The following is a 21,535-nucleotide window of genomic DNA, read 5'->3' as shown; positions in this document are numbered from 1 at the left end:
CGGCGTGGGTGAGCGCGGCCAGCCGGGCGGCCTCGCGGGGCGAGGGGATGGACGCGGCGACCAGCAGCAGCAGGTCCTGGTCCGGTCGATCGGCCTGCCGCGCCGCCCGGGCGTGCCGTTCGGCGGCGTCGAGCAGCGTGGTGACCTCCACCTCGGTGGTGGCCGGCGGGTCGACGACTCCGGCGTCGAGCAGCGGTCGCAGTGGACCGAAGGTGGCACCGAGGGCGGCGGTGTCCAGCGCGGCGACCCGGACACCGCCGGGCGCGGCGGTGGCCAGCAGCCGCAGCACCAGGGCACGTAGCAGGCCGGCGACCGCCGATTGGCGGGAGTCTGCGTCGATCGCCAGGTGATGCCCGGCGCCCAGGGGCACCAGCACCGGGAAGCCGCCGCCGGCGGTGACCGCCTCCCCGACGCGTACCGGAACGGGTTGGCGGGCCAGTGGGGTGCCCGGCGTCGGGGTGGCCAGCGCCGCGCCGACCCGGGCCAGCCGGGCCAGCAGGTCGGTGTCGACAACCGGGGCGGGTGATGTGGTGGCGTTCAGCGCGGTGCGGGCGGAGTCAAGATGCGCGCGGGCCGCCCGGTGGGCGGCGACCGCCTGCTCGTACGCCGACGCGAGCCTGCCCACACCCCTGCCCCTCACCGCCGAGCGCCGCCTGGTCGCAGAAACCCTAACGGACGGCGGCGACACCGGCACGTGTCCGAACCGGACGTGTCGGGCCGCCACCTCGGCCGGGCGCGGACGCGCGGCGGTCGACGGCCGGTGTGGACCGTCGACCGCCGCGTACGGTCAGCCGGTGACCGCGTTGAGCGCCGGCAGGTAGCCGTAGCGGTAGCCGTCTGCGTTCGGGTGGTACGCCTCGATGACCCCGGTGACGTCCCGGATCCACGGCTGGGCGCCGCAGACGCCGTGGCCGGCGAAGGTGGGTCGGGTGTCGGCGAAGGTGGCGCCGGCCGCGGCGGCCCGGTCGGCGGTCACGGTGGCGAGCACGTCGGCCGCCTCGTTGAGGATGGTGCGCTTGTAGGTGCTGATGGCCAGCAGTCCGCAGTAGCGGGTCTCGAACAGCCGGGGATAGCCGAGCACGATCAGTCGGGCGTTGGGCGCCCGTTCCCGGATGGCGGCGTAGGTGCGGTCCAGCCGGGCCGGCAGCGTGCCGGTGGCGAACGCCTTCGCCGCGTTGACGGCGTTGGTGCAGGTGGAGGTGCTGCCGAACCGGCAGTCGGTCATCACGTCGGCGAACCCGGCGTCGTTTCCGCCGATGGTGATGGTGACCATCGTGGTGGTGGCGGAGAGCGAGCCCAACTGGTCGTCGAGCACGTCGGCGGTGACCGCGCCGCCGCAGGCGGGGAACCGGAAGCTGGCCACGTTGTTGGCGGCGGCCCACAGCGGCGCGTACGACTTCTGGCTGCGCAGGCAGGTGGACAGTTCGTACGGCCCGGCGCCGACACCTGAGGAGTACGAGTCGCCCAGGGCGACGTAGTGGATCGGCGCGGCGGCCTGGGCGACGCCGGGGACGGCCAGCGCGCCGACGGCCGCGGTGAGGAGGGCGACCAGCGCGGTCAGGGCGCGGGCCAACGGACGATGGGGCATGACGGACCTCCACGGGGGTGGTGGTGGAGCCCGAGAACCGCGCGCGAGGCCAAGGGTTGTTACTGGCCGGTAATGCTATCGAAACATCTGGATAAAGTGAATAGCCGTTAGGCGCGGGACGTGACGAGGCCGCGCCCGCGCGGTCGTCCCGCGTGGACGCGGCCTCGTCGAGACCTCGGCAGCTGACCGTCAGTGCGCCGCCAGGGGCCGGCTGGCCGGGTGCACCGGAGCCGGCAGCGTGCCGATGCCCCCCAGGTAGGTGTGGATCGCCGCGGCGGCGGCCCGCCCCTCGGCGATCGCCCACACGATCAGCGACGCGCCCCGGTGCATGTCACCGGCGACGAAGACTCCGTCGGCCTCGGTCTGCCAGTCCGCCCGGGAGTCGACCGCGCCCCGCACGTTGCGAGCCACCCCGAGCTGCGCCAGCAACGGCTGCTCCTCGGTGCCCTCGAAGCCGATCGCCAGCAACACCAGGTCGGCGGGCAGTTCCCGTTCAGTGCCCGGCACCACCGTGACGATCCGTCGGCCGTCGTGCCTCTCCACGGACACCTCGGCGATCCGCACCGCCCGCACCGCACCGGTGCCGTCGTCGACGAACTCCTGCACCGCCACCGCGAAGACCCGCTCGCCGCCCTCCTCGTGGGCCGGGTACTCCCGCAGGACCCACGGCCACGTCGGCCACGGGTCGCGACTCTCGTCCCGAGCGTGGGGCGGCTGCGGATAAAGGTCGAGCTGGTGTACGCCGGCCGCGCCCTGCCGGTGCGCCACGCCCAGACAGTCCGCCGCGGTGTCGCCACCGCCGATGATGACCACGTGTTGGCCGGCCGCGTCGATCGGCGTACCGTCCCCCAAGGTGGCCGCCGCCGGCTGGCCCTCACCGGCCGCCGCGACCACCCGGTTGGCCGCCACCAGATGCGCCATCGCCTGGTGTACGCCGCGCAGCTGCCGACCCGGCGTGTCGGTGTCCCGGCCCTGCAACGCGCCACAGGCCAGCAGCACCGCGTCGTGCCGGGCGCGCAGCTGCTCGGCGGTGACGTCGACCCCGACGTTCACCCCGGCCCGGAACTCGACCCCCTCGGCGCGCAGCTGCGCCAGCCGGGCGTCGATGTGCCGCTTCTCCAGCTTGAAGTCGGGGATGCCGTACCGCAGCAGGCCACCGATCGCGTCGTCGCGCTCGTAAACGGTCACGGCGTGACCCGCGCGGGCCAGTTGCTGCGCGGCGGCGAGCCCGGCGGGCCCGGAGCCGACCACGGCGACCGACCGACCGGAGGGCGCGGGTGCCGGACGCGGAGGCAGTCCCCGGGCCGCGGCCGCGTCGGCGATCTCCACCTCGACCTGCTTGATGGTGACCGGCGCGCCGCCGGCGATGCCGAGCACGCACGCGGCCTCGCAGGGCGCCGGGCAGAGCCGGCCGGTGAACTCGGGGAAGTTGTTCGTGGCGTGCAGCGACTCCACCGCCGCGTCCCAGTTGCCGGTGCGGACCAGGTCGTTCCAGTCCGGGATGCGGTTGCCCAGCGGGCAGCCGTCGTGGCAGAACGGGATGCCGCAGTCCATGCAGCGGGTGGCCTGCTCGCGGATCAGTCCCTCACCGGCCGGCGGGTAGACCTCCCGCCAGTCGCTGATGCGCACCGGCACCGGGCGGCGGGCCGGCAGCCGCCGGCCGTAGCGCAGGAAACCGTTCGGGTCAGGCACGAGCCACCTCCTGGGCGACCGCCCGCGGGGCGGGTGCTACCGGCGCGGACGAGGCGGCGGCCGGCTGCGCCGGTGCCGCCAGTGCGCTCATCACCGCGTCGTCGACGTCCTGGCCGGCGGCTTCGGCGGCCCGCATGATCTCCATCACCCGGCGGTAGTCCCGGGGCACCACGGCGGTGAACTCCTCCACCGCCTCCGGCCAGCGTTTGAGCAGCTGTTCGGCGATCGCCGAGTCGGTCTCGGCGAAGTGCCGCTGCACCAGCTCGTGCAGGCGGGTCCGTTCCGCCTCGCTGGGCGCGAACAGGTCGACCAGTTCGGTGTTGACCCGGCGGCGGTCGAGGTTCCAGACGAACGCCGTACCGCCGGACATGCCCGCGGCGAAGTTGCGGCCGGTCGGACCGAGCACCACCACGGTGCCGCCGGTCATGTACTCGCAGCCGTGGTCGCCGACACCCTCGACGACAGTCACCGCGCCCGAGTTACGCACCGCGAACCGCTCCCCGACCCGACCCCGCAGGTAGACCTCACCGGCGGTCGCGCCGTACAGGATGGTGTTGCCGGCGATGATCTGATCCTCCGCGCGACCGCCCGCCTCGGCGTCGGCGGACACGAACGGCGCCGCCGCGTCCGGCCGGACGACCAGCCGGCCACCGGAGAGGCCCTTGCCGACGTAGTCGTTGGCGTCGCCGTGCAGGCGCAGGGTCACCCCGCGCGGCAGGAACGCGCCGAAGGACTGCCCGGCGGTGCCGCGCAGGGTGAACTCGATGGTGTCGGCGGGCAGGCCGGCACCACCGTGGCGGCGGGTGACCTCGCCGCCGAGCATCGCGCCCACGCTGCGGTGCTCGTTGCGGATCGCCACCTCGGCCCGCACCAACGGGACCGACTCGTCGGAACCGCTGGCGCTCAGCGCCGGCTCGGCGAGGGCGATCAGCTCGTTGTCCAGGGCCAGCTCAAGGCCGTGGTCCTGAGCGCGTACGCCACGGCGGGCCGCGCCCTCGGGCAGCTCCGGCAGGTGCAGTACCCGACCGAGGTCGAGCCCACCTGCCTTCCAGTGCTCGACCGCCGGTACGACGTCGAGCAGCTCGGTACGCCCGATCGCCTCGTCGATGCTGCGCAGACCCAGCTCGGCCAGGTAGCCGCGGATCTCCTCGGCGAGGAACAGGAAGAAGTTCTCCACGAACTCGGGCTTGCCGGTGTAGCGCTCGCGCAGCACCGGGTTCTGGGTGGCGATGCCCACCGGGCAGGTGTCCAGGTGGCAGACGCGCATCATGATGCAGCCGGAAACGATCAGCGGGGCGGTGGCGAAGCCGAACTCCTCGGCCCCGAGCAGCGCCGCGACGATCACGTCCCGCCCGGTCTTGAGCTGCCCGTCGACCTGCACGGTCACCCGGTCACGCAGCTTGTTGAGCAGCAGCGTCTGCTGTGCCTCGGCCAGGCCCAGCTCCCACGGCGTACCGGCGTGCTTGAGCGAGTTCAGCGGGGACGCGCCGGTGCCGCCGTCGTGGCCGGAGATCAGGATGACGTCGGCCTTGAGCTTGGCCACCCCCGCGGCGACGGTGCCGACCCCGACCTCGCTGACCAGCTTGACGTGCACCCGGGCGGCCGGGTTGACGCACTTGAGGTCGTGCACCAGCTGGGCGAGGTCCTCGATGGAGTAGATGTCGTGGTGCGGCGGGGGCGAGATCAGGCCGACGCCGGGGGTGGCGTGCCGGGTCCGGGCGATCCAGGGCCAGACCTTGTTGCCGGGCAGCTGTCCGCCCTCGCCGGGCTTGGCCCCCTGCGCCATCTTGATCTGGAGGTCGTCGGCGTTGACCAGATATTCGCTGGTGACACCGAACCGGCCGCTGGCGATCTGCTTGACGGCGGAACGGCGGGCGGGGTCGTGCAACCGCTCGACGTCCTCCCCGCCCTCGCCGGTGTTGGACTTGCCGCCGAGCCGGTTCATCGCGACGGCGAGGGTCTCGTGCGACTCGGCCGAGATCGACCCGTACGACATGGCGCCGGTGGCGAACCGCTTGACGATCTCGCTGGCCGGCTCCACCTCCTCGATCGGCACCGGCGGCAGCACGCCGCCGCGTAGCCGGAACAGCCCGCGCAGCGAACCGGCCCGGGCGGCCAACTCGTCGACCTTGGCGGTGTAGTCGCGGAAGACGTCGTACTGGCGGCTACGGGTGGCGTGCTGGAGCAGGAAGACCGTCTCCGGGTTGAACAGGTGCAGCTCACCCTCGCGGCGCCACTGGTACTCGCCGCCCACCGGCAGCAGGTCGACCGCCTCGGCATCGGCCGCCGGCCAGGCCAGCGCGTGCCGGGCGGCCACCTCGGCGTGGATGCCGGCGAGCCCGACGCCGCTGATCGTGCTCGGCGTACCCCGGAAATACCGCTCGATCAGCCTGGTCTCCAACCCGACCGCCTCGAAGACCTGCGCGCCGCAGTACGACGACACCGTCGAGATGCCCATCTTGGACATGATCTTCAGCACGCCCTTGCCGAGCGCCTTGACGTAGTTGCGGATCGCGGCTCGCGGCTCGACCCCGGCCAGCACGCCCGTGGAGATCATGTCCTCCACCGACTCGAAGGCCAGGTACGGGTTGACCGCCACCGCCCCGTAGCCGATGAGCACCGCGGCGTGGTGCACCTCGCGGCAGTCGCCCGACTCGACGATCAGCGCCACCTGCGTCCGGGTCTGCTCCCGGACCAGGTGCTGGTGCACCGCCGCGGTGAGCAGCAGCGACGGGATCGGGGCCAGGTCGGCGTTGGAGTCGCGGTCGGAGAGCACCAGGATCCGTACGCCGTCCTCGATCGCCTCGGAGACGTGCCGGCAGATCTCGGTCAGCCGGGCTCGGATCCCGGTGCCACCGTCGCGGATGCGGTAGAGCCCGGAGACCCGTACCGCCTTGAAGCCGGGCAGGTCACCGTCCTCGTCGACACAGAGGATCTTCGCCAACTCGTCGTTGTCGATCACCGGGTAGGGCAGCACGATCTGCCGGCAGCTCGCCGGGCCGGGATCGAGCAGGTTGCCCTCCGGGCCGATGGTGGTGGCCAGGCTGGTCACCAACTCCTCCCGGATGGCGTCCAGCGGAGGGTTGGTGACCTGGGCGAACATCTGGTGGAAGTAGTCGTAGAGCAGCCGTGGCCGGGTGGACAGCGGGGAGATCGGGGTGTCGGTGCCCATCGATCCGATCGGTTCCGCGCCGGTCCGCGCCATCGGCGCGAGCAGGATCTTCAGCTCCTCCTCGGTGTAGCCGAAGGTCTGCTGGCGGCGGCGTACCGAGTCGTGGGTGTAGACGACGTGCTCGCGGGCCGGCAGGTCGTCCAGCTCGATCAGCCCGGCGTGCAGCCAGTCGGCGTACGGCTGGGCGGCGGCCAGCTCGGTCTTGATCTCGTCGTCGTGCACGATCCGGCCGGCGACCGTGTCGACCAGGAACATTCTGCCCGGCTGGAGCCGGCCCTTGGCCACCACGGCGGCCGGGTCGAGGTCGAGCACGCCCGCCTCGCTGCCCAGCACCACCAGGCCGTCCGCGGTCTGCCACCAGCGGCCCGGACGCAGACCGTTGCGGTCGAGCACCGCGCCGACGATCTCCCCGTCGGTGAAGGCGACCGAGGCCGGGCCGTCCCACGGCTCCATCAGGCTGGCGTGGAACCGGTAGAAGGCGCGCTTGTCGGCACGCATGTCGGGGTCGTTCTCCCACGCCTCCGGGATCATCATCAACACCGCGTGCGGCAGGCTGCGCCCGGCCAGGTGCAGCAGTTCGAGGACCTCGTCGAAGTTGGCCGAGTCGGAGGCGGCCGGGGTGCAGATCGGGAAGACCCGCCGGATGTTGCCGGGCAGATCCGGGGTACGCAGCAGCGCCTCCCGGGCCTGCATCCAGTTCCGGTTGCCCCGAATGGTGTTGATCTCGCCGTTGTGCGCGATGAAGCGGTACGGGTGCGCCAGCGGCCAGGACGGGAAGGTGTTGGTGGAGAACCGGGAGTGCACCAGGGCGATGGCGCTGGTCACCCGCTCGTCGGTGAGATCCGGGTAGAACGCGGGCAGCTGGTCCGGGGTGAGCATCCCCTTGTAGACCATGGTCCGGCCGGACAGCGACGGGAAGTACGCCGGCACCCCCCGCTCGGCGGTCTCGCGCTCGGCCTGCTTGCGTACGCAGAAGGCGACCCGCTCCAGCTCGACGCCGCTCAACGCCTCACCGGCCGGACCGGCGGGGGTGTCGGTGAGCCGCTTCGCGGCGAGGAAGACCTGTCGGACGCGGGGCATCGCCGCCAGCGCCGTCTCACCGAGGTCGCTCGGGTCGACCGGGACGTCCCGCCAGCCCAGCACCTCGGCGCCCTCGACCAGGGCGTACTTCTCGACCACCTGCCGGGCCCGGGCCTCGGCGGCGTCGTCGTCGGGCAGGAAGACCAGGCCGGTGGCGTACTCGCCGGCCGGAGGCAGCGGAAACTCGACCACCGTACGCAGGAACGCGTCCGGCACCTGGATCATGATGCCGGCGCCGTCACCGGTGTTCGGTTCGGCGCCCCGGGCGCCACGGTGGTCCAGCCGGCACAGCGCGCCGAGGCCGTTGGCGACCACCGTGTGCGAGCGTCGGCCGTGCAGGTCCGCCACGAAGGCCACGCCGCACGCGTCATGCTCGTACGCGGGGTCGTGGAGGCCGGCAGGGGACGCTACCTGGCCTTCTCGCGGCGCCGGCTGGGGGCGGTGTGGGTACGCAAGGGCCACCGGGCCTCCTGTCGTCGCTCAGGCTGGATCGTGGTCGGGACGACGTCGGCCCTGTATCGGACTATTGAGTCTACGTTAGGGCCCGGCACGCAAGGCCAGTGCAGATTGATCACACCGTCCAGAGTCTGGGACATGTAGTCTCGCGCCGTGGATTTCGAGCGTACCGACCTCCTCGACCGGTTGGAACGGTTCTACGACGCGGTGCCCCGGGACGAGGCCCGTGTGGAAGGTCACGGGGGTCTGGTGTTGTTCGTCCGGGAAGGCCCGGGATGGCCGTTCTACGCCCGGCCACGGCGGGACGGCACCGGGTCACCGACCCTCGCCGACGTGGCGGCGGTGCGGACGCGTCAGCGCGAACTCGGTCTGCCCGAGGCCCTCGAATGGGTGCACGACACCACCCCCGAGCTGCTGGCGGTGGCCCGCTCGGGCGGCCTGAGCGTCCTCGAAGCGCCGCTGATGGTGCTTGATCCGGCCGCCCTGCCGAACCCGGCGGAGCTGGGCGTACCGGTGCGACTGCTCGACCCGGCGGACGAGGACTTCGATGTGGCAGTGGCCGCCCGGCGGGCCGTGGCGGCGGTCGTGTTCGCCGCTCCCGGCACCGGACGGGGCTCGGCCGAACCAGCCGACCGGGACGCCGCCATGATCGGACTGGACGCGGCGGCGGTCCACGAGGAGCGGTCCCGCATCGCCGACGGCAGCCGGCTGTCCGCGCTGGCCGGCACCCCGACCGAGGGCCCACTGGCCAGCGGGATGGCCATGCGGGTCGGCGACGTGGCCGAGATCGCCGGGGTGGCCACGCTGCCCACCGCCCGCCGTCGAGGGTTCGGCGCGGCGGTCACCGCCACCCTGGCCCGCGCCCTGCTGGACACCGGCACCGAACTGGTGTTCCTCTCCGCCGGAAGCGAGGAGATCGCCCGCGTCTACCTGCGCGTCGGCTTCCGCCGCATCGGCACCGCCTGCATCGCCGCCCCCGCACCGCTACACCCCTGACACCCATTCACGCGCACCCCACATCCTTGCCACAGCGTTGACCGAGAGGTTCTGGTCACATCCGCGCCGCTGCCGACCGAAGCTCTCGATCAACACGGGCGGGCGGGGGCGGGGGTCAGGTGGGTGGGGGGCGCCATTGGGCGGCGATGGTGGCGGCGGTGCCGAGCAGACGGGGAGTGATGGTGCCCAGGGCCGCGTCGCGGGCGCGTAGGGCCAGGCGGCCCCGGGTGCCCAGCACGGCGGACATCCGGCGGGTCTGCCGGACCACGGCCGCCGCGCGGGGTCGCCGGGCCCGGTCGTACGCCAGCACCGCGTCGGGCAGGGTCGACTCGCGCAGCAGCACGGCGAGGGTCGCGGCGTCCTCGAACGCCAGGCAGGCACCCTGCCCGAGATGCGGCGGCATGGCGTGCGCGGCATCGCCGAGCAGCACCACCCCGCCCGGGCCGGCCGGGAAGCCGAAAGCCCGGGGCAGCGGACGCAGCTCCCGGATCTCCCGCTGCACCAGGTCGGCCGGGTCGGTCGCGGCAAGCAGCTCGTCGACCGGTGCGGGCCAGCCGGCGTACCAGCGGCGCAGCAGCGCCAACTGGGTCTGCGGCGGCTCGGGACGGGCCGCGCCCGCCGCGGTGGCCATCCAGTAGATGCCGCCACGGCTGGAGGCGCCGGAGGAGCCCCGCTCGCCCAGCGAGGCGGACACGAAACGGTAGCCGGCACCGAGGATCTCACCGCCGACCGCGTCGGGCAGGCTGGGCGCGCGGTACCAGGGGATCACCGCCCGCCAGGCGGCGCAGCCGGAGCTGACCACCACCGAGGCGGGGGCGAGCTGACGCCGGATCACGCTGTCCGTACCGTCGGCGGCGACGACGAGGTCCGCCTCGTACGTGTGCCGGCCGTCGCCGACAGCGGGCCGCTCACCGGCGGCGGCACGCACCGTCCGCACCGTCACCCCGGTACGCAGCTCGACCCGCTCGCCCAGTCCCGCGATAAGCGCGTCGTGCAGGTCCTCCCGGTGCACCACCACCGGACGACGCTCGGCCGGCGTCGGTCGGGGCTGCACCAGCCGGTGCCCGTCGGGACGGCGTACCCCGCCGTCGGACAGGGTGGTGGCGATGGCGTCCAGTCCGGCGCCGAGCCCCAGGGCGCGCAACGCCCGGACCCCGTTGGGCCAGAGCACCACGGCAGCCGGCTCGGGACGGATCCGGTCGGCCCGCTCCAGCAGCGTCACCTGCCAGCCCGAACGGGCGAGCGCACCGGAGACCGCCAGGCCGCCGAGCCCGCCGCCAACCACCACCGCGGTCCGCATGGCCGTCCCCCGGCCTCAGCTGTCGTGGTCGGCGGGCCGCGCGGACGGCTCGCTCTGCGGTCGGGCGGCGGTCGCCGCCTCGTCGTCTGGTCGATCGGTGCCGGGCGCGGCACCCGCGTCGACCGGGTCCGTCGCCTCGCCGGTCCGTCGCCAGTGCGCGAACTGCTCCTCGCCGACCACCCGGTAGCCCTCGGGCGCCGCCGGCTCGGTGGTGGCGCCCTTGGCCGACAGGTCGACCTGCGAGACGTCGGAGGTGGCCGGCGTGGTGGTGGCGACGGCCGGCAGGCCGACCGGGATCAGGTACTCCCGGGGCCCGCGCACCCGCAGGAAGTAGATCAGGGCGCCGAGGAACACCAGCGCCGCGGTCCAGACGTTGATCCGTACGCCGAGGATCGTGTTGGCCTCGTCGGTGCGCATCATCTCGATCCAGAACCGGCCGGCGGTGTAGCCCATCACGTAGAGGGCGAAGGCGCGGCCCCGGCCGAGCCGCAGCTTACGGTCGAGGAAGTACACCATCGCGGCGACGCCGACGTTCCACAGCAGCTCGTAGGCGAAGGTCGGGTGGTAGAGCCCCTCCTCCAGGATCGGCTGGCCGGCCTCGTCGCGCAGCGCCTGCCCCCCGTCCATCCGGTGGATCTCCAGCCCCCAGGGCAGGTCGGTCCGCCCGCCGTAGAGCTCGTTGTTGAACCAGTTGCCCAGCCGGCCGATCGCCTGGGCCAGCGGCAGGCCCGGCGCCAGCGCGTCGGCGACCACGGTCAGCGGGATGCCCAGTTGCCGGGCGGCGATCCAGGCGCCGACCGCGCCACCGGCGACCGCGCCCCAGATGCCCAGCCCACCCTCGTGGATGAAGAACACCTTGATCCAGTCCCCGCCGGTGCCGAAGTACTTCTCCGGTGAGGTGATCACATGGTAGATGCGGGCGCCGATGATGCCCGCCGGCACCGCCCAGACGGCGATGTCGAGCACCGCGCCCGGGGCCGCGCCGCGCTGGCGCAGCCGCCGCTCGGTGACCCAGCAGGCCACCACGATGCCGGCGATGATGCACAGCGCGTACGCCCGGATGGGGACCGGGCCGAGCTGCCACACGGCGTTGCTCGGACTGGGGATGGCGGCCAGGGGCATCGGCGAGGCGAGACTCACGGGTGCACACGCTACCGCTGCGGACCCCTGTGGCGTCACCCCGGTCAGCCGCCGGCGGCCCTCAGCGGTCCGGGTGGCGGACGCCGTCGGACAGTTCGGCGCTCAACGTGCGCAGGGCGGTCAGGGCCTCCGCCTCGTCGGGGGCGTCGAGCAGGCAGCGGATGAGCGCGCTGCCGACGATCACCGCGTCGGCGTACCCGGCGACGGTGGCGGCCTGCGCCCCGGTGCCCACGCCCAGGCCGACGCCGACCGGCAGGTCGGTGACCTCCCGCACCCGGGACACCAGCACCGGCGCCGCCTGCGAGGTCTGCGACCGGGCCCCGGTCACGCCCATGATCGCGGTGGCGTATACGAAACCCCGGCAGTGCGCCGCCGTCATCGCCAGCCGCTCGTCGGTGGAGGACGGCGCGACCAGGAACGTGCGGTCCAGCCCGTGCGCGTCCGAGGCGGCCAGCCACTCGCCGGCCTCCTCGGGGATCAGGTCGGGGGTGATCAGCCCGGTCCCGCCGGCAGCGGCGAGATCCCGGGCGAACGCGTCCACCCCGTAGCGCTCGATCGGGTTCCAGTAGGTCATCGTCACCACCGGGGCGCCGGTGGCGGCCACCGCCTCGACGATGCGCAACGTGTCGCGGGTGCGTACGCCGCCGGCCAGGGCGATGTCGCTGGCCCGCTGGATCACCGGGCCGTCCATCACCGGGTCGGAGTACGGAATCTCCACCTCGATCACGTCGACGCCCGCGGCGACCATCGCCTTCATCGCGGCGATGCTGCCCTCGACGCTCGGGAAGCCGGCCGGCATGCAGCCGACCAGCAACGCCCGGCCGTCCGCCCGGGCCTTGTCGAAGGCCACCCCGATCCGGCTGGTCCGCTCGCTCATGGCCTCACTCCTTGTCGAGGATGCCGAAGTACTCACCGGCGGTGTGCACGTCCTTGTCGCCCCGGCCGGAGAGGTTGACCACGATGGTGGGCTGCCGCCCCAGTTCGGCGGCGAGCTTCGGCGCGATGGCCAGGGTTCCCGCGAGGGCGTGCGCGCTCTCGATCGCGGGGATGATCCCCTCGGTACGGCAGAGCAGCTCGAACGCGGCCATCGCCTCGTCGTCGGTGACCGGTTGGTACGTGGCCCGGCCGGTGTCGTGCAGCCAGGCGTGCTCCGGACCCACGCCCGGGTAGTCCAGGCCCGCCGAGATCGAGTGCGACTCCTGCGTCTGGCCGTCGGCGTCCTGAAGCACGAAGGTCCGGGTGCCGTGCAGGACGCCGGTGGAGCCGCCGGTGATGCTCGCCGCGTGCCGGCCGGTGTTCACCCCGTCGCCGCCGGCCTCGAAGCCGTACAGCCGCACCTGTGGGTCGTCGGTGAAGGCGTGGAAGATGCCCAGCGCGTTGGAGCCGCCGCCGACGCAGGCGGTCACCGCGTCGGGCAGCGCGCCGGTCAGGTCCAGGCACTGCGCCCGGGCCTCCTCGCCGATGCCCCGGACGAAGTCGCGGACCAGCGCCGGGAAGGGGTGCGGCCCGGCGGCGGTGCCGATCAGGTAGTGGGTCTCGTCGACGTTGGCGACCCAGTCCCGCATCGCCTCGTTCATCGCATCCTTGAGGGTGCGCGAACCGGTGGTCACCGGCACGACAGTCGCGCCGAGCATCCGCATCCGGGCCACGTTCAACGCCTGCCGCTCGGTGTCGACCTCGCCCATGTAGACCACGCACTCCATGTCGAACAGGGCCGCGGCGGTGGCGGTGGCGACACCGTGCTGGCCGGCGCCGGTCTCGGCGATCACCCGCCGCTTGCCCATCCGCCGGGTCAGCAGCGCCTGACCGAGCACGTTGCGCACCTTGTGCGCGCCGGTGTGATTGAGGTCCTCCCGCTTGAGCAGCACCCGGGCACCGGCCCGGGCGGAGAACCGGCGGGCCTCGTAGAGCAGCGACGGCGTCCCCGCATAGTCGCGCAACAAGCCGGCGAACTCGGCCCGGAACGTCTCGTCGGCCATCGCCGCCTGGTGCGCCGACGCCAACTCGTCGAGCGCGGCGACCAGTGCCTCCGGCACGAACCGGCCGCCGAACGTACCGAAGTGGCCGGCGGCGTCGGGAAACTGCGCCGGCAGCTCGGTGTTCGTGGCGTCAGCACTCATCGCGGGTCCTCTCGCTCACAAACGGTCGCCCGGCGCGGTTCAGCGCACCGGGCGGGGCGTCGCCGGGTGGTTGCCGGCGTTGACCAGCTCGGCCACCGCCTCCCGGGGACTCTTCTGGGTCACCAGCCCCTCGCCCACGAGGACGGCGTCGGCGCCGGCCGAGGCGTACCGGATCAGGTCGTGCGGGCCACGTACGCCGGACTCGGCGATCTTGACGACGTTGCTCGGCAGGCCGGGCGCGATCCGCTCGAACACCGACCGGTCGACCTGAAGGGTACGCAGGTCGCGGGCGTTGACCCCGATGACCTGAGCGCCGGCCTCCATGGCCCGGTCGGCCTCCTCCTCGTCGTGCACCTCGACCAGCGCGGTCATGCCCAGCGACTCGATCCGCTCCAGCAGGCCGACCAGCACGTTCTGCTCCAGCGCGGCGACGATCAGCAGCACCAGGTCCGCGCCGTGGGCACGCGCCTCGTGCACCTGGTAGCTGGAGACCACGAAGTCCTTGCGCAGCACCGGGATGTTCACCGCGGCCCGCACGGCGGCGAGGTCGTCCAGTGACCCGCCGAACCAGCGTCCCTCGGTGAGCACGCTGATCGCGCGGGCACCACCGGCCGCGTACTCGCCGGCCAGGTCCGCCGGGTCGGCGATCTCGGCCAGCTTGCCCTTGGACGGCGAGGCGCGCTTCACCTCGGCAATGACCGCGACGCCGGGCCGGCGCAGGGCCGCGTACGCGTCCAGCGGCGGCGGCGCGGCGGCCGCCAGTTCACGGATCCGCTCCAGCGGAACCTCTTCCTGCCGCCGGGCCACGTCCTCCCGGACGCCGGCCAGGATCTCGTCGAGCACACTGACGGTTGCCGCCGAGCCGGCCTCGTCCCCCTCGGCGTGGGCATGTTCAGCAGTCACCAACGGACTCCCCTCTCCGGGTGTCATGGGCCGATGCTAGGGGGCACCACCTGGACCCGACCGCCGGGGGTATGGCGCTCCTCACGAAATGGGCTGCGGCATAATGGCCCACTTGTGCGCACGCACCGTGACTCTGCGTCACGGTATCATCGACGTTCACCCATGCGTGAGCGGCCGGGAGGCGGTGCGACGAGCCAGCGGATCCGGCCAAGCACCATCCGACCCCGACGCCGGCCGGTCAGCGGATCGTCGGGTCCTCGCCCCGGTCCAACGCCTCCCATGCGTCGACGGTGCCCGCTCCACCGATCGGACCGCTCGTGCCGGCAGGCCGAGTGGCCCGACGTTCGTAGCGCGCGCCCATCGCCGGCCAGCGGTGGCCGCGCAGCATGGTCAGCGAGCCACCGACGGCGGCGAGGATCCCGCCGAGCAGGGTCAGCGCCGGCCACTGCCAGGTGACCGGGTCGCCGAGATCACCGACGAGCCCATAGCCTCCGCCGGCCGCGAGGGCCAGGCCGAGCAGGGTCAGCAGCCCGCCGAGCACCCGGCGCAGCCGGCCCCGGGTGGCCAGCACCGCCCCGCCGCCGGCCAACCCGACGAGGGCCAGGGCCGGCAGCCACGGCAGCAACTGCCCGCCCGTGCGGCCCTCCTCCACCAGCATCATCGACGGTTCGCCTAGGCTGGCCGCACCGACCACCCAGGTGCGAGTCACGGCCCACAGCGCCAGCCCCGCGCCGGCCAGGCAGAGCAGCACGGCGTACGCCAGTTCGCGCCGGCCCGACACCGGCCGCGCGTCGCCGGTACCGCGTTCCACCGGCACGCTCCGCGCGCTCACCGGGCCGACCTTCCATTCGCGACTGCGGGACTCCGCTGCGCTACATTCCTCACGCTCACCAGGCCCACCTTCCGTTCGCGACTGCGGGACTCCGCTGCGCTACATTCCTCGCGCTCACCAGGCCCACCTTCCGTTCGCGACTGCGGGACTCCGCTGCGCTACATTCCTCACGCTCACCGGGCCGACCGGAGGGTTTCCGCGGCGGCGATGGCCGCCAGCACGGCGGCGGCCTTGTTCCTGGTCTCCTGGTCCTCGGCGGCCGGGTCGGAGTCGGCCACCACACCGGCGCCGGCCTGCACGTACGCCCGGCCTCCCCGGATCAGCGCGGTCCGGATCGCGATGGCCATGTCGAGATCTCCGGCGAGCCCGAAGTAGCCGACCGTCCCGCCGTAGAGGCCACGGCGGACCGGCTCCAACTCCTCGATGATCTCCATGGCACGTACCTTCGGCGCGCCGGAGAGCGTGCCCGCCGGGAAGGTCGCGGCGAGCGCGTCGAAGGCGGTGCGGTCCGCCCGCAGCGTGCCGATAACCGTGGAGACGATGTGCATCACGTGGCTGTACCGCTCGATGGTGGCGAACTCCGGCACCTCGACCGTGCCGGGACGGCAGACCCGGCCGAGGTCGTTGCGGCCCAGGTCGACAAGCATCACGTGCTCGGCGCGTTCCTTCGGGTCGGCGAGCAGCTCGGCGGCGAGCCGGGCGTCCGCCTCCGGGGTCTCGCCGCGTGGTCGGGTCCCGGCGATCGGATGCAGCAGTGCCCGCCGCTCGCCGTCCACCTCACCGGTCACCTTCAGGTGCGCCTCCGGTGACGAGCCGACGATGTCGAAGTCGTCGAAGCGCAGCAGGTACATGTAGGGGCTGGGGTTGGTGGTGCGCAGCACCCGGTAGACGTCCAACGGGTCGGCGTCGGTCTCCCGCTCGAACCGCTGGGCGAGCACGATCTGGAAGCACTCGCCGGCCCGGATCGCCTCCTTCGCCGCCTCCACCGCCTTCGGATAACCGCCGTCGGGTGTGCGACTGCGGACCTCGCCGGCCGGCGGGCGGGCGACCGTGGCGACCATCGGCGGGATGGGCCGCGACAGCGCCGTGGTCATCGCGTCCAAGCGGCCCACCGCGTGGTGGTAGGCGGCGACGACGCGCTCGTCGCGGCCTGGCTCGTCCAGCGGGGGCAGGATCGCGTTGGCGACCAGGATCGCCGAACCGTCGAAGTGGTCGAGCACCACCAGGTCGGTGGCGAGCATCATCCCCAGCTCGGGCAGGCGCAGGTCGTCCTCGGTGAACGCGGGTAGCCGCTCGAAGCGGCGGATCAGGTCGTAGCCGAGATAACCGACCATGCCGCCGGTCAGCGGTGGCATCTCGTCACCGGGGATGCCGGGCGGGCCGGCCAGCGCCGTCACCGTCGCACGCAGCACCTCGACCGGGTCCCCGGAGGTCGGCAGCCCGGCCGGCGGCACGCCGAGCCAGGCCGCGGAGCCGTCGCGCTCGACCAGGGTGGCGCTGCTGCGCACCCCGACGAAGGAGTACCGGGCCCAGGCCAGCCCGGATGAGCCGACGCCCTGCTCGGCGGACTCCAACAGGAACGTACCCGGGCCACCGGCGAGCTTGCGGTAGACGCCGACCGGGGTCTCCGCGTCGGCGAGCAGCCGGCGGATGACCGGCACCACCCGCCACCGGGCGGCCAGTTCGCTGAAGGTGGCCGCGTCCGGACTCACCCGACCGTCGCTCATGCCGATGATCCGCCCGCTCATGAGGCCACCTCGCCGGTGACGGGAAGCTCGGTGGAGAAGCAGGTGCGCTGCCCGGTGTGGCAGGCGGCACCCACCTGGTCGACGCTGACCAGTACCGCGTCACCGTCGCAGTCGAGCGCGACGGAGCGGACGTACTGGTGGTGCCCCGAGGTGGCGCCCTTGACCCAGTACTCGCGCCGGCTGCGCGACCAGTAGGTGGCCCGACCGGTGGTCAGGGTGCGGTGCAGGGCCTCGTCGTCCATCCAGGCCATCATCAGCACCTCACCGCTGTCGTGTTGCCGTACCACGGCGGCCACCAGGCCGTCGGAGGTGCGCCGCAGGCGACCGGCGATCGCCGGGTCGAGCCGTGACGGTCGCTGCGGACCGCCCAACGACTGCGGCTGGTCAGGGTGGACGCCGGTCGCCGGCGCGTCAGGTACGGGCACAGTGACCCATTGTCCCGCACGCGGCGCGGGTACCCCAGTGGGCTCCCTGCTGGCGGACGGGGCACCGCCGGCGAACCGGCCCAACTGGGCCACGTAGCGGTCCAGGCGCCCGTCCAACAGGGCGTCGGCGAGATCCGGGCCGGCCACCTGACTTACCTCGGCGGCGTACGGACGGATCAGCGGCAGGGTGCCGGTCACCAGGCGAGCCGCTGCCGCCCAGACCTCGCCGGTCGAGCCGGGACGCACGCCGAGACAGCGCAGCATGTCCTCGCGGTAGCCGGCGGGCGCCACCGGCAGGTCGAGCGCGGCGGTGAAAGCCGACCGGCGGGAGACCACCCGTACCGACGGGTTCGCCAGCCGCAACACGGAGGGGCAGAGCCGGGCCAGGTCGGCGGCGGCCAGCCGGGCACCGAGCGGATCGTCGTCGTCCCGGGCGGCGGCCACCTTGCCGAGCGTGGCGATCAGTTCCTCCAGCCGTGGCTCGTCGGCCGGCTGGCAGAGCACCGGCAGGTCGATGCGGTGCCGCCAGTACGGGTCGGCCCAGAGCAGCCGGGTCGGAGCCGTCACCGGCAGGCCGAACGCCCAGTCGGCCGGCTCACCGAGGCGGGTCACCCAGGAGCGGATGTCCCGGGCCGCCACCGACACGTGGGTCAGCCGGCCGGAGTGCTCCGCGAGGTACGCCCGACGGGCCGCGTACGGAGCGCCACCGAGCAGCACGTCGACGTCGACGTCGCTGTGCGCGGTGGCAGCCCGACGCGCGTGGCTGCCACGCAGCAGGATGCCCACCACGGGCCGGTCGGCGCTCGCCCGCAGCCGGGCAGCCCAGTCGTCGAAGAACCCACTGTCCGGTGACGGAGCGTGATCCACTGCGCCATCGTGCCGCAGGTCCGATCGGGGCGCAATGACCGGTGACGGACCGGAAGTCCGATCTGGCATCAGCTGACCGTGCTATACGCATTGCACACCAAAAGGGCTTTTGGTCCGATCCGATGCTTCAGTCGAACTCGCCCAGCTCCGCCCGCCGGTAATGGTCGATCTTGAAGTCGAGCACCTTCAGGTTCCAGCACCGGGCGAACCGGCGCGACCCCGTGCTTGCCGAACCGGACGCATTTCACCTACCGTCTATTTCAACAGACGATGAATTTTGGGAGGTGGGCGATGGGCGACGCGATCGCCGTCCGGGGCCTGGTCGTGGACCGGGGCGGACGGCGGGTGCTGCACGGGATCGACGCCACGGTGCCGCGCGGCTCGGTAACCGGTCTGCTCGGGCCGAGCGGCAGCGGCAAGACCACGTTGATGCGGGCGGTCGTCGGGGTGCAGGTGATCGCCGCCGGCACGGTGACGGTGCTCGGGGCCCCGGCCGGCTCGCCGCCACTGCGCCACCGGGTCGGCTATCTGACTCAGGCGCCGAGCGTCTACGCCGACCTGACGGTGCGGGAGAACGCCCGCTACTTCGCCGCGCTGCACGGCCGCGACCGGTCCGAGGCCGACCGTGCGGTGGCCGACGTCGGCCTGGCCTCGGCGGCCCGCCAACTGGTGGGCACTCTCTCGGGCGGGCAGCGCAGCCGGGCGTCGCTGGCCTGCGCCCTGGTCGGCGAGCCCGAGCTGATCGTGCTCGACGAGCCCACCGTCGGCCAGGATCCGGTGCTGCGGGCCGACCTCTGGGCCCGATTTCACGCGCTGGCCGCGACCGGGACGACCCTGCTGGTGTCGAGTCACGTGATGGACGAGGCCGCCCGGTGCGACCGGTTGCTGCTCATCCGCGAGGGACGGCTCCTCGCCGACGACACCCCAGCGGCGATCCGCGCCACCGCCGGGGTGAACGACCTCGACGAGGCGTTCCTGCGGCTGATCAGAGCCGCGCAGCCCGAGCAGTCCGAGGAGGCGTGATGAGCCCGCGCATTCTGGCCGCCACCGTCGCCCGCATCCTGCGGCAGCTGCGCCACGACAAACGGACCATCGCGCTGCTGGTGGCCGTGCCCACCGTCCTGCTCACCCTGGTCTACTACATGTACGCCGACCAGCCCACGCCGCCCGGCCAGCCGTCGACGTTCGACCGGATCGCGCTGGTGATGCTCGGCTTCTTTCCGTTCATCATCATGTTTCTGGTGACCAGCATCGCGATGCTGCGCGAGCGCAACACCGGCACGCTGGAACGACTGCTCACCACCCCGCTGGCCAAGACCGACCTGCTCTTCGGGTACGGCATCGCCTTCGGGCTGGCCGGCGCGGTGCAGGCCGGCATCGCCTCCGCCGTCGCGTACTGGGTCTTCGGCCTGCAGACGGCCGGCAACAGTGCGCTGGTCATCATGATCGCCGCACTGAACGCGGTGCTCGCCGTCGCGCTCGGACTGCTCTGCAGCGCCTTCGCCCGCACCGAGTTCCAGGCCGTACAGTTCATGCCGGTCGTGGTCGTACCACAACTGTTGCTCTGCGGGCTGTTCGTGCCCCGCGACGAGATGGCCGGCTGGTTGCAGGCGATCAGTGACGTGCTGCCCCTGTCGTACGCCGTCGAGGCCCTGCAGGAGGTCGGCGCGCACGCCGCACCGACCGGGACGATGTGGCGCGACGTGGCGATCGTCGCCGGCGCGGCGGTGCTGGCGCTGGTGCTCGCCGCGGCCACCCTGCGTCGGCGCAGCGGCTGACGGTGCCGTGCCTGCCCGGAGTGTTGATCGCGCGCCGGGCAGGCGACGACGCGGACAGGAGCGAGGGAGGGCGATGGTAGGGCGCAGCGGACGGCGACCCGGCAGACCCGGCACCCGGGACACCATTCTCGACGCCGCCCGGGCCGTCTTCGCCGAACGCGGCTACGACGCCAGCACCATCCGGGCCATCGCCACCTCCGCCGCGGTCGACCCGGCTCTGGTGCACCACTACTTCGGCACCAAGGAACAGCTCTTCCTGGCCGCCATGCGCTTTCCGGTGGACCCGGGGGAAGTGCTGCCCAAGGTGCTCGCCGGTGACCGTGCCGCCCTCGGCGAACGGCTGGTACGCATGTTCGTCACGGTCTGGGACTCGCCCGCCGGTGCCGCCGGGGTGGCCCTGCTGCGCTCCGCGGTGAGCAGCGAGTGGACCGCCCGGCTCCTGCGCGAGTTTCTCACCACCCAGGTGCTGCGCCGGGTCCTCGACCACCTCGACGTCGACCCGGCCGAGGTGCCGCTGCGCGGATCGCTGGTGGCCAGCCAACTCGTCGGGCTGGCGCTGATGCGCTACGTGATCCGGCTGGAGCCGGTCGCCTCCGCCGCGCCGGAGACCCTGATCGCCACGGTCGGCCCGACCGTGCACCGCTATCTCACCGGCGAACTCGGCGGTTGAGACGGACGGTTCGTTCTCAGCCCGCGCGGAGCACCGGCGCCAGCAGCCGGGTCAGCTCGGCCCGGTCGGTCAACCGGCGGCCGAAGGCGAGCCGCGCGCGGCGTCGGGCGCCCGGCCGGCCGAAGGCCACCAGCATCCCGTACCTGTCGATCCGCTCGATCCGGGGCGCATGGTCGGCCGGACCGGCGGCCAGGCCGAGCTGCCGGCGCAGGTAGTCGGTGAGCCGCGCGGCGTGGTCCTCGCCCAGGTGGGCGAGCAGCCCCGCCTCGACCGGGTGCAGCGGATCCGGCTCGGCCTCGGCGTACGCGGCAGGGTCGATCCGGCGCAACTCGCCGGCCCGGCGCCAACGCGCCTCCGCCACCTCGAAGCGGAACAGCCGGAAGCGGGTGCCGACGTCGAGCAGGTCGCCGGTGGGCTCCACCGTGGCGAAGTCCACCGCGGCGGCCCGTGCCTCGTCGCCGGCCAACCGGCGCGCCCAACCGGAGACCAGCGCCCGGCCGAGGGACGGCGCTCCGGCGGCGGGCGGCAGGTCGAGCACGTCGAGCACCACCGCGACGGCCCGGTCCTCGGCGCCCAGCGCCGCCGCGAGATCGCTGACCACCGGCACCAGCAGCAGCACCCGGCCCTCGGCGTCGGTGGCGTGGCGCGCGTGGTGCAGACCGGGCCGGCAGGCCAGGTGTACGAGGCCGGGCAACCGGCCGGCAACCAGGGTCCGGACGATCTCGGCGGGGCTGGGCCGCATGACACGACCTCCTTTGAGGTTAGGCT

At 73.2% G+C, this 21,535-nt stretch carries 16 protein-coding genes and 2 pseudogenes; 4 read left to right on the top strand and 14 right to left on the bottom strand.

What is annotated here, in order from left to right; translation table 11 throughout:
- The 4 genes and pseudogenes from AC2CHE_RS19490 to gltB form a co-directional block, all read right to left on the bottom strand.
- Positions 1-625 (bottom strand): annotated as a pseudogene (locus tag AC2CHE_RS19490) (FtsK/SpoIIIE domain-containing protein); the annotation flags it as partial.
- 162 nt (positions 626-787) lie between these two features.
- Complete coding sequence (locus tag AC2CHE_RS19485) at positions 788-1,588, bottom strand: SGNH/GDSL hydrolase family protein (protein ID WP_484506327.1); 801 nt, start codon at positions 1,586-1,588, stop codon at positions 788-790.
- 189 nt (positions 1,589-1,777) lie between these two features.
- Positions 1,778-3,280, bottom strand: coding sequence for a glutamate synthase subunit beta (locus AC2CHE_RS19480; protein WP_484506326.1), 1,503 nt, complete (start codon positions 3,278-3,280; stop codon positions 1,778-1,780).
- Positions 3,273-7,994 carry a glutamate synthase large subunit gene (gene gltB / locus AC2CHE_RS19475; RefSeq protein ID WP_484506325.1) on the bottom strand — a complete coding sequence of 1,574 codons (4,722 nt, stop codon included), beginning with the start codon at positions 7,992-7,994 and terminating at the stop codon, positions 3,273-3,275. The genes AC2CHE_RS19480 and gltB overlap by 8 nt, the downstream gene beginning before the upstream one ends.
- Before the next feature lie 147 nt (positions 7,995-8,141).
- On the opposite strand from gltB, the gene AC2CHE_RS19470 reads away from it, so the two are divergent.
- Entirely contained in the window at positions 8,142-8,984 is an 843-nt protein-coding gene (locus AC2CHE_RS19470) for a GNAT family N-acetyltransferase (protein WP_484506324.1), read from the top strand.
- A gap of 115 nt (positions 8,985-9,099) precedes the next feature.
- Here AC2CHE_RS19470 and AC2CHE_RS19465 read toward each other — a convergent pair whose 3' ends face one another.
- From AC2CHE_RS19465 to AC2CHE_RS19425, 9 genes and pseudogenes are all read right to left on the bottom strand, one after another.
- Entirely contained in the window at positions 9,100-10,284 is a 1,185-nt protein-coding gene (locus AC2CHE_RS19465; RefSeq protein WP_484506323.1) for an FAD-dependent oxidoreductase, read from the bottom strand.
- 15 nt (positions 10,285-10,299) lie between these two features.
- The gene (gene lgt, locus AC2CHE_RS19460; protein ID WP_484506322.1) at positions 10,300-11,424 is read right to left on the bottom strand and encodes a prolipoprotein diacylglyceryl transferase; all 1,125 of its coding nucleotides are present in this window, start codon (positions 11,422-11,424) and stop codon (positions 10,300-10,302) included.
- Positions 11,425-11,485: 61 nt separating this feature from the next.
- The gene (gene trpA, locus AC2CHE_RS19455) at positions 11,486-12,301 is read right to left on the bottom strand and encodes a tryptophan synthase subunit alpha (protein WP_484506321.1); all 816 of its coding nucleotides are present in this window, start codon (positions 12,299-12,301) and stop codon (positions 11,486-11,488) included.
- A gap of 4 nt (positions 12,302-12,305) precedes the next feature.
- Positions 12,306-13,544, bottom strand: a complete 1,239-nt coding sequence (gene trpB / locus AC2CHE_RS19450) for a tryptophan synthase subunit beta (protein WP_484506320.1) — start codon at positions 13,542-13,544, stop codon at positions 12,306-12,308.
- Between the two features lie 39 nt (positions 13,545-13,583).
- Positions 13,584-14,387, bottom strand: a complete 804-nt coding sequence (gene trpC / locus AC2CHE_RS19445) for an indole-3-glycerol phosphate synthase TrpC (protein ID WP_484506331.1) — start codon at positions 14,385-14,387, stop codon at positions 13,584-13,586.
- Between the two features lie 298 nt (positions 14,388-14,685).
- Positions 14,686-15,279: a Trp biosynthesis-associated membrane protein gene (locus AC2CHE_RS19440; protein ID WP_484506319.1), complete on the bottom strand. Its 594-nt coding sequence runs from the start codon at positions 15,277-15,279 to the stop codon at positions 14,686-14,688.
- Between the two features lie 173 nt (positions 15,280-15,452).
- The gene (locus tag AC2CHE_RS19435; protein WP_484506330.1) at positions 15,453-17,006 is read right to left on the bottom strand and encodes an anthranilate synthase component I; all 1,554 of its coding nucleotides are present in this window, start codon (positions 17,004-17,006) and stop codon (positions 15,453-15,455) included.
- A 17-nt stretch (positions 17,007-17,023) separates the two neighbouring features.
- A complete protein-coding gene (gene hisI, locus AC2CHE_RS19430) occupies positions 17,024-17,452 on the bottom strand; it encodes a phosphoribosyl-AMP cyclohydrolase (protein ID WP_484506329.1) in 429 nt (142 codons plus the stop codon).
- Between the two features lie 186 nt (positions 17,453-17,638).
- A pseudogene (locus AC2CHE_RS19425) lies at positions 17,639-18,388 on the bottom strand (phosphoribosyl-AMP cyclohydrolase); the annotation flags it as partial.
- Between the two features lie 222 nt (positions 18,389-18,610).
- On the opposite strand from AC2CHE_RS19425, the gene AC2CHE_RS19420 reads away from it, so the two are divergent.
- From AC2CHE_RS19420 to AC2CHE_RS19410, 3 genes are all read left to right on the top strand, one after another.
- Complete coding sequence (locus AC2CHE_RS19420; protein WP_484506318.1) at positions 18,611-19,342, top strand: ABC transporter ATP-binding protein; 732 nt, start codon at positions 18,611-18,613, stop codon at positions 19,340-19,342.
- Entirely contained in the window at positions 19,342-20,097 is a 756-nt protein-coding gene (locus tag AC2CHE_RS19415) for an ABC transporter permease (RefSeq protein ID WP_484506317.1), read from the top strand. Before AC2CHE_RS19420 ends, AC2CHE_RS19415 begins: the two co-directional genes overlap by 1 nt.
- A 73-nt stretch (positions 20,098-20,170) precedes the next feature.
- Positions 20,171-20,767, top strand: coding sequence for a TetR/AcrR family transcriptional regulator (locus AC2CHE_RS19410; protein WP_484506316.1), 597 nt, complete (start codon positions 20,171-20,173; stop codon positions 20,765-20,767).
- A gap of 16 nt (positions 20,768-20,783) precedes the next feature.
- Here the strand turns inward: AC2CHE_RS19410 and AC2CHE_RS19405 are convergent, their stop codons facing one another.
- A complete protein-coding gene (locus AC2CHE_RS19405) occupies positions 20,784-21,509 on the bottom strand; it encodes a DUF2470 domain-containing protein (RefSeq protein WP_484506315.1) in 726 nt (241 codons plus the stop codon).
- Between the last annotated feature and the right edge of the window lie 26 nt (positions 21,510-21,535).

Source organism: Micromonospora sp. ATLC16 (assembly GCF_057196645.1).
This window is presented reverse-complemented; position numbering and strand designations above follow the sequence as displayed.